The organism is Brucella oryzae (assembly GCF_041929965.1).
In the GTDB taxonomy this organism is placed as follows: domain Bacteria; phylum Pseudomonadota; class Alphaproteobacteria; order Rhizobiales; family Rhizobiaceae; genus Brucella; species Brucella oryzae.
On the sequence record NZ_JBHEEO010000010.1, the window covers coordinates 73,698 to 86,692 of the forward strand.

Here is a 12,995-nt window from a genome sequence, read left to right on the forward strand (position 1 = left end):
CACGCGGGACTTCCGCCCCCGGGCCAGACCCGGGGAGAGGGCGAGCAGGCCAAGGGAATCAGACCGTTTTCGTGGTCGTTTTAGTAATGGCCGTGAGTGTTTTGGAAATCGAAGGCATGCGCGCTGCCCCGGCAAGAATGCCGGCAGTTCCGATCGAAACTGACGCTACGTTAACGCGATCCACGCGGGTTCTCCTTCGTTCGCCACTGCTTTTACGCGGTTTATAGATGGAGTCAATTCTCCAACCCTTCAAGGAGTGCATTTTTGGCGCTTTAGATGTTTAGTCCCAGTATGTGACAGTCGCTTCCTTGATCGTCCGCATCCTCTCGGCCTGGCCGTTGGTCCACGGATGATATGGTTTTGTCAGTCGATGCTCAATGGCGTTTTCAAGCGCTATTCGCCCGAAGATGTGTGGGAAAGTGAGGTTTGTACCTTGCTCTCGCTGAACAAAATGCACGCCATTGTCCATCAAGATCGTATGAATCCTGTAAGACATGGTTTTGATCAATGACTTGAGGAACCCGGCGGTGGCCAGTTTGGTGGCCTTGCGATAGATTCGTGCGAACACCAGCTTCGCTTGTCCGATCGACCGCAACAAAGAGGAAGCCTTTGCCGCCCTCATAGCGGAGCTTGGCAATGTCAATGTGGAAGTAGCCGATCTCGTAGTCTTTAAGCTTCTTCGGTTTCTCCCGGTCGCTTTTCGGCAGACGAGAGATATCGTGGCGTTGCAGGCACCGGTGCAGCGAAGAACGGGTCAAATGCGGGATGACATCCTTGAGCGCAATGTAGACATCATCGAGCGGTAACCGTGCCTGAACCCGCAGCACTATGATCGCAGCCTCTTCAACAGGCATCAGAACCGTACTGCGGCGCGCTTTCGGACCCATTGGCATATCTTCGACTAAACGCCCCTTGCGCCACTTCAGGACCGTTTTCTCGTTGATCCCGAACCGCTCGGCAAGTTGCGCGACCGAAGCTTTCGATCGCTGTAGTTCTGCTCGGATGGCGTGCGTGGTCTTGGCGCTGCCGTGGAGAACTTGGCCATAGCTCCCTTTGCTGTGTCGGTGACAATTCATACCGTCATATGCCGAGACCAAACAGCTAGTAGTCTGATTCCGACATTTGCTCAGCGCTCATATCCGGGGGATGCAAATGTCGGAATCAAAAAGATAACTGGTAACTTTATGAATCTAGTGGATTTTTCGAATTTGACGTTTGAAACGGGATTAATATCGGACGGGTATCAAACGTCAAATTCAATCGACTAGCTCAACGTTGCGAAGTGGCGCAACGTGAAGGTGATCTGATACACCAGTGCAACCGCCGCGAAAAGCGCATGATAGCGCCGGTTGCCCCAGAACACCGCGATCAGACTGAACAGGATGAAGCAAGCGACCTGAATGGGATATTCGATGCCGTAGAGCCGGTAGTGATCAGCTCCCTTCAGCAGCGTATCGATGAAATCGACCACATAGACCAGCGCCAGAATGCCGAAGAACCACCTGCGCCTGGAAATGAAGTAATCGCGATAGCCGGTATATTCTTCCATACTGTCGGGGAAAAGCAGCGTGCTGAGCAGAAAGTACAGCCCTGCATAAAAGATCACGAACAGATATTTCTCGAAGGTCCAGAGCGGAATGGTGCGCAAACTGAACTCGAACCACCAGAAATGGATGACCGAAAGCAGAATGAAGCCCACCCATGCCAGATGGACCGGATAGATTTTCTGCTTGCCGGGATGCTGGATGAAACGCGCCAATCCTGTCAAAAGGCGTGAAACGCACAGGCCCAGGATCATGCCGATAATAATACGGACGTGTCCGAAAGCTTCTGATGGCGGAACGCCTGTCGTCAAAGCCGGATCCATTGTCTCCCCATTCCAGCAACACCGACAGAAACTGCTTCGTTGCTCTATCAAGAATTCTAGATGGGAAGCATAATGACTGATACCTTATGAGCAATCGGTAAATCGCATTGCAATAACCAGACAGTACTTCGCAGCAAGTATCGTGCTTTTCATCAGACCGCCGCCTTGCAGGTCACAACCACGCGGGTCTATATCCCAAAGGAATGAGAGAAGGCGTACATGACGCTGTGCGTCAGGATCAAACAGGTGGAACGATTGATATGCATGACACGGTAATTCTGGTCGGTTGCGGCAATATGGGCTTCGCGATGCTGAAAGGCTGGCTCGATAGCGGTATCCTCAATGCGAAAGACGTTTACGTCGTGGAGCCGACCGAAGCGCTTCGCGAACGCGCCGCGGGTGCGGGCGTCCATGCCTATGCCGATGCAGACGCCCTGCCGGACGACCTGAAGCCGCGCATGGTTCTGGTCGCCGTCAAGCCTCAGGTCATGGCACAGGTTCTGCCAGCCTATGCGCGCTTCGCCCCGGCTGCCACCTTCGTCAGCGTTGCGGCTGGCATTCCGGTCTCCGTTTTTGAAAGCAAGCTTGGACCCGATGCAGCCGTGCTGCGCTGCATGCCCAACACGCCTGCCGCCATCGGCAAGGGAATGCTCGTCACGTTCAAGAACGCCAATGTGACCGACGACAATGAAGCTTTTGTCGCCCGCCTGCTTGCAACATCCGGCAAGGTCGCAAGCGTGAACGATGAAGCGCTGATGGACGCCGTGACCGCCGTTTCCGGCTCCGGGCCTGCCTATGTTTTCCACTTCATCGAGGCGCTGACTGACGCCGGTGTAGCCGCCGGCCTGCCGCAGGAAACGGCGGCACTTCTGGCCATGCAGACCGTCATGGGTGCTGGCGCTCTGGCCGATGCCAGCACGGACACGCCGTCAAAACTGCGCGAACAGGTGACGAGCCCGAACGGCACCACCGCTGCCGCGCTCGACGTGCTGATGGGCGGCGACCGCCTCAGGAAGCTGGTCGCCGAAGCGGTGGAAGCTGCCCGCAAGCGTTCGGTGGAACTGGGCAAAAGCTAAACTGAGAGACGCAGCACCGCTTTGATCAGCGCCTTGGTGACAGGCGCTTGCGGTGCCGTTATCAGCTCCTGCGTCGGGCGGCATTCGACAATCCACCCGCGCTCCATCACCGCGATACGGTCCGCCATCTGCGCTGCGACCGCCAGATCATGCGTGATGAAGAGATAGGCCGTCCGCTCGGCTTTCTGTATATCCCGCAACAGGTTGAGAATGGCGCGGCGCACGGTGACATCGAGCGCCGAAACCGCCTCATCCAGCACAATCAGCGACGGCTTGGTCGCAAGTGCCCGCGCAATCGCGACACGCTGGCGCTGCCCGCCGGAAATCTCATGGACACCGCGCCGCGCAAGCGCCGGATCGAGCCCGACCGTTTGCAGAAGCTCTGCACTATCGCGTTTCAGCCCGTGGATGCGCAGCGGCTCGCGCAGGAGATCATCAACGTTTGCGCGCGGATTAAAAGCCGAGAGTGGGTCCTGAAAGACCATCTGCATGCGCGCCCGCGCTTTGCGAAGAACGGCTCCCTTGAGCGCCAGCCAGTCCTTGCCCTCAAAGCGGATCGCGCCGCTTGCAAGCGGGTGAAGCCGCAGAAGGGCGCGCGCCAGCGTGGATTTACCGCTGCCGGACGGGCCGACCAGCGCCAGTGTCTCGCCCGGCTGGATCGCGAGGCTGACGCCATCAAGCGCAAGGGTGTCGCCATAGCGTAGAATGAGATCGTCGGCCTTCAGAAGCGGATCAGCCATGGGACGCCCCCGGCATCGGCACGGCAGCGATCAGCGCTTTTGTATAATCCGTTTGCGGATTCAAGATGATATTTTGTGCCGGGCCAAGTTCCACCAGCTTTCCTTGCCGGAAAACCGCAATGCGGTCGGCCAGTCCCGACGCCAGGGCAATGTCATGCGTGATGAAGATCAGCGTCATACCGTCTTCGCGCACCAGTTCGCGCAGGAGAGAGACAATCTCTTTCTGCACGATGGTGTCGAGCGCGCTTGTCGGCTCATCCGCGATCAGCAGGCGCGGACCGGCGGCAATGGCGAGCGCAATCGCGATGCGCTGTTTCTGCCCGCCCGAAAACTGATGCGGATAGCGCGAGAAACTTGTTTCCGCTTGCGGGATACGGACCCGCTGCAAAAGGGCGACTGCTTTGGCTTTCGCCGCCAGCCTGTCGATTTTTGCATGAGCGCGGATCGTCTCGACAAGCTGCGCACCAACCGTCATCAGCGGATCGAAGCTCGATGCAGGGTCCTGAAACAGGAAGCCTATGTCGCATCCCGGTTTCAGTCTGTTCTCCAACCATTCCATATTGCCCGAAATGCGTGCGTTGGTTGGTAGTAGCGAGGCCAGCGCCAGCGCCAGCGTGCTTTTGCCCGAGCCGCTTTCGCCAATGATCGCCAGTGTTTCGCCGCGCCGGACATCGAGATTAATGTTCTCCAGCGCCATTTCACGGCCATAGCGCACGCAAAGCTGCTCCAGCCGGACGATCACCGTCATGACTGCACCTCGCGTCGGGACAAGGCGTTCGTCAGTCCCTCGCCCGCCAGATAGACGCCCACAACAGTCAATGCCAGCGCCAGTCCCGGAAGGATCGAAAGAAAGGGTGCGGAACGCAGGACCGTGCGCCCCTCGGCGATCATGCCGCCCCAGGTGACACGGTTCGGATCGCCCAGCCCCAGAAAGGACAGCGCCGCTTCGATCAATATGGCCGAAGCGACGATCACTGGCACCAGCGCCAAAACCGGCGGCAGAGCGTTGGGCAAAATCTGGCGGAAAGCGATTTCCATCGGATGCATGCCGATGACGCGGGCGGAAGCCACGTAATCGCTTTCGCGGATTGTGAGCACCTGCCCGCGCGTGAGGCGCGCAGCCTGCGTCCAGCTTGAAAGTGCAATTGCTGCAATCAACACCGGCAGTGTCGGCCCGGCAATACTGACCATCGCCAATGCCAGCAGAAAGCCCGGCACGGTCTGGAAGGCTTCCGTGATCCGCATCAGGACTTCATCGACGATACCGCCCGCAAAACCGGCCAGCGTCCCGATGATGCTGCCGAGGATAATTGAGGCCAAGGCAGCAGCCAGTCCAACGCCAAGCGATGTGCGCGCACCATAGAAAAGCTCGGCCAGAACATTGCGTCCAAGCCGGTCGGTTCCGAGAATAAAATCTGTATTGTCAAAGGGCTGCAGCAGCGGCGTTGAGACAATGCTTAAAGGATCGGCGGGAAAGATGAGAGGTGCGGAAAGTGCTGCCAGTACGAGCAGCGCCAGCAGGATTGCACCTGCTAAACCCTCACCCGTTCTGAAATAACGTTTCACCCCGTTCATACTCCGCCGCCTCCGGCCGCGATACGCGGGTCAAGCCAGAGATAGATCAGGTCGATCAGGAAATTGACCACGATCACCATGATGGCGCTGACCAGAATGACGCCGAGCAGAAGCGGCGTGTCACGGCTTGCGACGGCCTCCTGCGCCAGCCGTCCCAGCCCCGGCACGGCGAAAACGCTTTCGATCACCACGCTGCCGCCGAGCATGGATGCGGCCTGCAGGCCCAGTACAGTGACGAGCGGCAGCAACGCGTTGCGCGCCACGTGGCGCAGGACAATGCGCGAATGCGAAATGCCCCTTGCCCGCAAGGCGCGCACGAAATCCATGCGCCATATCTCGGCCATGGCGGCGCGCATGACCCGCAAGTAAAGTGCCAGATAGATCACCGCCAGCGAAACGACCGGCAGCACCAGATGAACTGCAATGTCGCCTGCCCGCGCCAGCCCATGCTTGCCGGAAGCAATTGTTTCAATGCCGCTCGACGGCAACCAGCGCAGCCTGATTGAAAAAAGGATGACCAGCACGAGCGCCAGCCAGAAACCGGGGATCGCATAGAGGATCAGCGATGCCACGGAGAGAAACCGGTCGCGAAAGCTTCCGGGCTTTGCCCCTGCCACGATGCCAAGGAGCGACCCTGCGGCAAAAGACAAGGCAGTCGCCGCCCCCATCAGCAGAAGTGTGTTGGGCAAGCGTTCCAGTATAACGTCGAGAATGGGCCGGTTGAAACTGACGGACCAGCCAAGATTACCCTGCACAAGGGCTGCCAGATAGGCCCCGAGCCGATGCCAGACCGACTGATCCAGCCCCCAGCGCGCCCGCATTTCAGCAATGGTTGTTGCATCGCCGCCGAATGTCACGGCATAGGCGTCGACGGCATCGCCCGGCGCGCTTTCCAACATGAAAAAGCAGCCGACAATGACGATCAGCAGCACGATGATGCTGCCGGCCAGTCGTTTGCGGAAAAGGGCCAGAATCTGTTTCACGGCGGCAGGATACAATCAATCTGACGGTTTCGTCACTGTTCCAGCCACGTATCCGCCCAGTTGGAAACAGCCCAGCGCGGATTGTTGGAAACATTCTTCACGCGATCGCTGGCAACGGTGATGAACCCCCATTCCGCAACATTGATGAGCGGCAAATCCGCCTCCACCATCTGCTGGAACTGGTGGTAGAGGGCCGTGCGCTTTTCCTCATCGATTTCGCGTGCGGCTTTGGCAATCAGCGCGTCCAGTTCCGCATTGGCATAGCCGCCCTGATTGGAGAACGGCACGCCTGCCGGGATGCCGCTTTCCACCAGAATGGTGGTCGATATGGCCGGATCGCCGCGATAGACTGTCGGCGCGATGGCCAGATCGAAATCATGATCGGTGTAGACGGCTTTCTGGTGTGCGGCGGAGTCATTGTTGACGATGCGCGCATCGATGCCGATGGCGCCAAGCGCCTGCCGCAGATAGTCACCGAACTGTTTTGTCTCGTTGAAATAGGGCGCAGGCAAAAGCTTGAGCGTGAAGCGCGTGCCGTCCTTGCCCCGCTTATAACCAGCCTCGTCCAGAAGCGCATTCGCCTTCGCGACGTCGAACGGATAGGATGGCACGTCATCGGTATAAAACTGGCTGTCATAACGCGGCACGGGACCGGTTGAGGTCTTGGCATAACCGAGAAAAATCGTCTTCACCACGAAATCGCGATCAATGGCATGGGCGATTGCCTGCCGAACCTTCAGGTCCGCCAGTTCCTTGCGGCGGTGGTTGATTTCCACCACGAGCTGATAGGTCAGCGCTTCATAGCCCTTGGAAATGACCGTCAGGCCCGGAACCTTGGAAAGGCGGTCCAGATCGGCGAGCGGTACGGCGGAAAAGGCGGCAAGATCGATTTCTTCCGCCTCAAGCGCACCGGCCGCTGATGCGCGATCCGGCAGCACCCGATAGACGATCTCGTCCAGATAAGGCTCACCCTCGCCCCAATAATCATCGTTGCGTGTCAGCCGATAATATTCGCCCGTCTTGTGCTCGGCATATTTGAACGGGCCGGTGCCGATGAGCTTTTCATTGGCTGGATTGGCCATGATGTCGGTTCCAGCAAAAACATGCTTCGGCAGCACGGCGGTCAAGGCGGGCAGAGCATTGCGGATAAGTTGGAAGGGCGTCGGCTCGGAAAAATGGAAGATGGCGGTAAGGTCGTCCGGCGTTTCGACCTTCTCCAGCGCCTTGAACACGACACGGCCAAGGTTCTGCAATGGTTTCCAGACTTCCATGGCCGAAAAGGCCACATCCGCCGATGTGAACGGCTTGCCGTCATGCCATTTGACGCCATCGCGTAAGTGGAACGTCGCCGTCAGCCCGTCGGCGGAACCTTCCCAGCCCGCGGCAAGGCGCGGCGCGAGACCATTTTCGCCCTCGAAGGACGCTTCTGCCAGAGGCTCGACTATCTTGCTTGCGACGAAGAAAACGCCGTTGGATGCTACAATGGCCGGATTCAGATTGCGGGGTTCTGAATCCGCGGCCACAACCAGCCGCCCGCCTTTCTGCACCCCAGCAGCCGCATTCGACCGTTGCGGCCAAAGCGCAACAGCGGCCAAAGCGGTCGACCCCGCCAGAAAAGCCCTACGCGACAGAACCAGTTGAGCCATATCCATTGCCCCGCAATCACATTTTCATTCTCTGACTTTTTATACCAGTCATCCGAATTTGACAGGATCAAAACCTGTCACCCGAACAATAAATATCGAAAAACACTTCGTTTTCCGGCATCTTTAACCCTCAAGTAAAAATAATATTTCAATGATTTGCTAGCTTATTATTGCAGTATTTCAACCTATGCGTTTGAATTATTTTTCCGATAAAAGCTTATTTAAAGAAAATCACCTCTTGCCAAACAGGCCTTCTTCCGTAGATCATGGTTAATTATGTGTTGTCGTATTTCGTGAGCTTCCATTTCGACACGGCACGCATAAACCAGAGAAGAGCAATTCATGGCTCTTGTTGACATGCATTTGTACGCCCCGCATCAATTCATCTGGCGACAAATGCCGCCTGATTACTCGCGCATCTTATTCCGAAGCCGCATTTCATACTTTTCGGGATGCGCTCTGAAGCTAAACCACATTGGAAGAGAGGAAACAGAAATGTCTAGTTTGCTGCCCCCGCTTCATGACGGTCACGCACCGATCTATCTGCATCATGCATTCCAGGATGCAGTCGATGCCTATGAAGATTGGGCTCTGGAAACGGCCGAACCGTCCGTTCAGGTCAACGGCAAGGTCACACGGATCAGCGTCGTCTTTCGTCGCCTGTGGAACTGCACCGATATGGTGCCGCGCCACACGCTGGAAGCGCTGAAGGATATCGTCCCGACCGGCTTCATTCATGCCGAACACTGGAAGGAAACGCCGACATTTGCAGAAGCTGCCCGCATCATGCGTGCCGCTCTGGAACGGCGCAAGGCACGACGGCTCCCGGTCGTGTGCTGATCTTCCTGAATCCTATAAAGGAAACGGGCGGATTTTCCGCCCGTTTTGCATTTCTCGCTCTGAAACAACGCGTTCTAAACAACAGGATCGAGCTTGCGGAACCGCACCCGGGCGCTGCGTTCGATGGCGGCGACGGTCAGTTCATCGAGCGTCCAGCGGTCACGCAGCATCTGGAGAAACTCCAGTTCCTCCTGTTCCACATGCAGATCGGCGGCAGCCACCTCGACAGCCAGCGCATAGGCCGTATCGTAGAGGCGTTCCGGCAGGGCTTCATGAGCGAGGTCAAGAATCTTCTCCAGACCGTCTTCATAGGCCAGTAACGTGTAGCAATCATTGGCAAGCTGCGGCAGACGCCCCGTATCGAAACCACGAAAAACCGGCAGGCGCGTCACTACATTGCCGATGGATTCCAGTTCGGCATCGGTCATGGTGGTGTCGGCTGCAGACGTCGTAATCATGATATAGACGAGTGCATCCTGCGGGGTGATCTTTTTCATCGCGTACTCCTGCACAACAATGGCCGGAATCAACTCCAACGGCCCAAATTGGTTCGAAAGTTAGGAAGCTGCATCCCGTTGCGCAAGGAAATTCGGTTGCAACCGTTGACGGACAGTGGTTGCCGCGCCATAGAGCAGTATGCGCCGCCCATGTGCGCAAGTTTTCACAGCCTAAACCTCTTCACAGGATTAAACCATGACCTCGCACCGCCTTCCCGAAATCACGCTGACCCCGGAACTGACCGCGGCGGCTGCGGAAGCGAAAGCATGGCCTTTTGAAGAAGCGAAGAAAATTCTCAAGCGCTATGCAAAGACCGGCCTGCCGGAGACAGTGATCTTCGAGACCGGCTATGGCCCTTCCGGCCTGCCGCATATCGGCACGTTCGGCGAAGTGGCGCGCACCTCGATGGTGCGCCATGCCTTCCGCATCCTGACCGAAGACAAGGTCAAGACGCGCCTGATCTGCTTCTCGGACGATCTCGACGGTATGCGCAAGATTCCGGACAATGTGCCGGACAAGGCAGCTCTTGAGCCCTATCTGCAAATGCCGCTTTCCTCGGTGCCGAACCCGTTCGGCGGCGGTTACAAGAGCTTTGCGGACCACAACAACGCCATGCTGTGCCGCTTCCTCGACACTTTCGGCTTTGATTACGAATTCGCCAGCGCGACGGAATATTACAAGTCCGGCAAGTTCGATGCCGTGCTGCTCAAGGCTGTCGAGCGCTATGACGACATCATGAAGGTGATGCTGCCGACGCTGGGCGAAGAGCGTCAGGCGACCTACAGCCCGTTCCTGCCGATCTCGCCGAAGTCCGGTCGCGTGCTTTACGTGCCGATGAAGAGCGTGGATGCCAAGGCCGGCACCATCACATTCGACGATGAGGACGGCGTTGAAACCACCCTGTCCGTCACAGGCGGCAAGGTGAAGCTGCAGTGGAAGCCGGATTTCGGCATGCGCTGGGCAGCGCTCGGCGTCGATTTCGAAATGTTCGGCAAGGACCACCAGACCAATGCGGGCGTTTATGACCGCATTTGCGAAATCCTGGGCGGACGTGCACCGGAACATTTCGTCTATGAACTGTTCCTCGACCAACTTGGCCAGAAGATTTCCAAGTCCAAGGGCAACGGTATTTCCATCGACGAATGGCTGGCCTATGCGCCGACCGAAAGCCTTGCGCTTTACAATTTCCAGAAGCCGAAGACCGCCAAGCGGCTCTATTTCGATGTCATCCCGAAGGCGGTGGACGAATATTTCGCTCATCTTTCGGCCTATCATCGCCAAGGAAACATGGAATGGAAAGACCGGCTGAACAATCCGGTCTGGCACATTCATTACGGCAATCCGCCGAAGGTGAACCTGCCGGTCACATTCGCGCTGATGCTCAATCTGGTCAGCGCATCGAATGCCGAAAATCCAGCCGTTCTGTGGGGCTTCATCTCGCGCCACGTGCCGGGCGTCACGCCGGAAAACAATCCGGAACTCGATGCGCTTGTCGGTTATGCGATCCGCTACTTCAACGATTTCGTGAAGCCGACCAAGCAGTTCCGCGCGCCGGACGATGTGGAACGCGCAGCGCTCGAAGCGCTGGATGCGAAGCTTGGCAGCGTGCCTGCTGGCACCGATGGCAATGACATCCAGAACGCCATTCTGGACGTGGCCCGCGCCATCGAGCGCTATCAGGACCACACCAAGAAAAGCCCGGAAGGCGGCCCCGGCGTTTCGGTTTCCTTCTTCCAGATGCTCTATGAAGTGCTGATCGGTCAGGAACGCGGACCACGCTTCGGTTCCTTCGTCGCGCTCTACGGCATCGACGAAACCCGCGCACTCATCAAAAAGGCGCTGGCTGGCGAACTGGCGTGAGTGTCAAGGCAGGGAATGGAAAAGCTCCGCATCGTGCGGGGCTTTTTTCGTTGTATGAGCGGAACTGACTGAAAGGGGTTCGGTCTCATTCGTCATTGTGCAGGCGGCGCTGGCGGAAAATCATTCAGCGGCTGCGGCGATGGAGAAGACGGCTGCGGTTCCGGTGCAGGGGTGAGCGGCGAAGGACTGTCCAGCATATTGCCGCTATCGGGCTCCGGATTGGGCAGCGACGTATCGGGCTTGTCGCCGAAAATGCCAAGACGTGCTTCCACCGCCTTGCGGCCCGCTTCGTCATAAGCGCCGCCGGGAACGGCCTTCGCCCAGCCATTGGCGACCAGCCATGCGGCTGCATCCTCATTGCCCAGCGTGCATTCGGTTGCGACCGCAGCACCGCTGTCATTTTCCGGCAGACGGCACATGACGGCACGGGAGCGCAGCCATTGCCGGAAGGCAGTGCGCGCCTGCATGCCGCATGGCCAGCTTTCGCCCGACGCGGTCTCACAGGTCTGTTCGACCGGAACGATCTCGATCCCCTGCAGTTCGATCATGCGGCCCTGGCTTTCAAGGCGTCCGGCGGCCACAGCGACAGGCCGCTGCAAAAGCTGCATCTGTTCGCCCGCATCGACGGGTGTGGCCGGTGTAGGTGGCTCCGGCGGCTTGGGTGTCGGTGCAAGGCCAAGGTCGCTCAGCGGCGGTCGAGGCGCTTCACGCTCCATGCCGTCATCATTGACCTGATCGGTTGCCTTCCCGTTCTCTTTCCACGCAGGCGGCTGGCTTTCCGCAGGCGCGGACTGGCCTGTCTGCGGAGCAGCTTGCTGTGCGGTACCTGGTTCAGGCGATGTTCCCGGCTCGTTATAGTCGAATTGTTCGACCACTATGCCGTTATTCGCGCCCTGACCGCCCTTTTCCGCACTGCCGGAATCGATGACCACAACCGGTCGATCCAGCGCACCATAGAATGGCGCCACGAAAGCGGCGACCAGAACTGCGCCGGTTATGCAGGCCAGACCGCCAAAGACGGCGCGTGCATGACTTCTATCCTGCGATTGCGTCATTATTGACTGGCCCACAGAATGCGGGCGACCCATTCGATATCCCTCGACTCGAAAATACGGTTCGGATGTTCGGGATTGAGCGAGTGAAGCTCAATGGTTCGCGGCGTCTGGCGATGCAGGATCTTGGCCATCACTTCTCCGTCTTTCGTTCGCACCACCACCCGATCGCCCCGACGAATGGCAGTATTGGGTGCTACGATCAGCGTATCGCCATCACGGTAAAGGGGCAACATCGAGTCGCCGGAAACCTCCAGCGCATACACACCTTCCCCCGTGCGGGCGGGGAACTCCACGATGTCCCAGCCCTGCCCTGCCGGAAAACCGGCATCGTCGAAATAGCCTCCGGCGCCCGCTTCCGCCATGCCAAGCAACGGGATCGACTGCATGTCCTGCGTATATTCACCGAATTGCGGCGTACGGTTTTCGCCCTGAATGAGCCGCGTGAACTCATCGAAGGTCGAACCGGTTGCTTCCATCACCTTGGCGAGCGATTCCGTCGAAGGCCAGCGCGCGCGCCCATCGGAAGCATAGCGCTTGGATTTGTTAAAGGTCGTTGGGTCCAGCCCCGCACGGCGAGCCAGCCCGGACGCGCTCAGGGAATGACGTTCAGCCAGAGCATCGATTGCCGCCCACACACTCTCGTGAGAAAACATAGTCATGATCCGCCACATAGGTTCCGACATATCTTCCTGAACGATCCTTGTCGGGAAAGATATATTTCAAAGGATTTTAAACCTAATTTTCCGTCCCATCTTCAGCTTCAACCTACCGAAAAAGCTGGAATTGCGCAAGATGGGTGAAATGACAGGGAAAATTTTCTTATTTAAGGACTGGTAATGCAAGAATGCGTCCGGC

At 57.8% G+C, this 12,995-nt stretch carries 12 protein-coding genes and 1 pseudogene; 3 read left to right on the forward strand and 10 right to left on the reverse strand.

The annotated features are described in order from the left end of the window. Positions 1-295: 295 nt before the first annotated feature. Both JNC70_RS12800 and JNC70_RS12805 read right to left on the reverse strand, forming a co-directional pair. A pseudogene (locus JNC70_RS12800) lies at positions 296-1,076 on the reverse strand (DDE-type integrase/transposase/recombinase); the annotation flags it as partial. A gap of 188 nt (positions 1,077-1,264) precedes the next feature. Next, complete coding sequence (locus tag JNC70_RS12805) at positions 1,265-1,867, reverse strand: hypothetical protein (RefSeq protein WP_104757514.1); 603 nt, start codon at positions 1,865-1,867, stop codon at positions 1,265-1,267. Between the two features lie 260 nt (positions 1,868-2,127). On the opposite strand from JNC70_RS12805, the gene proC reads away from it, so the two are divergent. Continuing rightward, positions 2,128-2,943: a pyrroline-5-carboxylate reductase gene (proC, locus tag JNC70_RS12810; RefSeq protein WP_104757515.1), complete on the forward strand. Its 816-nt coding sequence runs from the start codon at positions 2,128-2,130 to the stop codon at positions 2,941-2,943. Here the strand turns inward: proC and JNC70_RS12815 are convergent. Genes JNC70_RS12815 through JNC70_RS12835 form a run of 5 tightly spaced genes read right to left on the reverse strand, consistent with a single transcriptional unit; the run spans position 2,940 to position 7,887 of the window. Then, the gene (locus JNC70_RS12815) at positions 2,940-3,683 is read right to left on the reverse strand and encodes an ABC transporter ATP-binding protein (RefSeq protein WP_104757516.1); all 744 of its coding nucleotides are present in this window, start codon (positions 3,681-3,683) and stop codon (positions 2,940-2,942) included. The two genes, proC and JNC70_RS12815, sit on opposite strands and share 4 nt — an antisense overlap. Next, positions 3,676-4,431, reverse strand: a complete 756-nt coding sequence (locus JNC70_RS12820; RefSeq protein ID WP_104757517.1) for an ATP-binding cassette domain-containing protein — start codon at positions 4,429-4,431, stop codon at positions 3,676-3,678. Before JNC70_RS12820 ends, JNC70_RS12815 begins: the two co-directional genes overlap by 8 nt. Then, the gene (locus JNC70_RS12825; protein ID WP_104757518.1) at positions 4,428-5,258 is read right to left on the reverse strand and encodes an ABC transporter permease; all 831 of its coding nucleotides are present in this window, start codon (positions 5,256-5,258) and stop codon (positions 4,428-4,430) included. Before JNC70_RS12825 ends, JNC70_RS12820 begins: the two co-directional genes overlap by 4 nt. After that, positions 5,255-6,256, reverse strand: a complete 1,002-nt coding sequence (locus JNC70_RS12830; protein WP_104757519.1) for an ABC transporter permease — start codon at positions 6,254-6,256, stop codon at positions 5,255-5,257. The genes JNC70_RS12825 and JNC70_RS12830 overlap by 4 nt, the downstream gene beginning before the upstream one ends. A gap of 17 nt (positions 6,257-6,273) precedes the next feature. Continuing rightward, positions 6,274-7,887, reverse strand: coding sequence for an ABC transporter substrate-binding protein (locus tag JNC70_RS12835; RefSeq protein ID WP_104757532.1), 1,614 nt, complete (start codon positions 7,885-7,887; stop codon positions 6,274-6,276). Between the two features lie 495 nt (positions 7,888-8,382). On the opposite strand from JNC70_RS12835, the gene JNC70_RS12840 reads away from it, so the two are divergent. Beyond that, on the forward strand, positions 8,383-8,727 hold the full coding sequence (locus JNC70_RS12840) for a BRA0787 family protein (protein ID WP_104757520.1): 345 nt from the start codon (positions 8,383-8,385) through the stop codon (positions 8,725-8,727). 74 nt (positions 8,728-8,801) lie between these two features. Here JNC70_RS12840 and JNC70_RS12845 read toward each other — a convergent pair whose 3' ends face one another. Then, positions 8,802-9,224, reverse strand: a complete 423-nt coding sequence (locus JNC70_RS12845) for a tellurite resistance TerB family protein (RefSeq protein WP_104757521.1) — start codon at positions 9,222-9,224, stop codon at positions 8,802-8,804. A gap of 196 nt (positions 9,225-9,420) precedes the next feature. On the opposite strand from JNC70_RS12845, the gene JNC70_RS12850 reads away from it, so the two are divergent. After that, positions 9,421-11,085 (forward strand): lysine--tRNA ligase, encoded by a 1,665-nt coding sequence (locus JNC70_RS12850; protein WP_104757522.1) that lies wholly within the window; start codon positions 9,421-9,423, stop codon positions 11,083-11,085. A 92-nt stretch (positions 11,086-11,177) separates the two neighbouring features. Here the strand turns inward: JNC70_RS12850 and JNC70_RS12855 are convergent, their stop codons facing one another. Beyond that, a complete protein-coding gene (locus JNC70_RS12855; RefSeq protein WP_104757523.1) occupies positions 11,178-12,140 on the reverse strand; it encodes a thermonuclease family protein in 963 nt (320 codons plus the stop codon). Then, complete coding sequence (locus JNC70_RS12860) at positions 12,140-12,793, reverse strand: S24 family peptidase (RefSeq protein WP_104757524.1); 654 nt, start codon at positions 12,791-12,793, stop codon at positions 12,140-12,142. The genes JNC70_RS12855 and JNC70_RS12860 overlap by 1 nt, the downstream gene beginning before the upstream one ends. Positions 12,794-12,995: the final 202 nt, after the last annotated feature.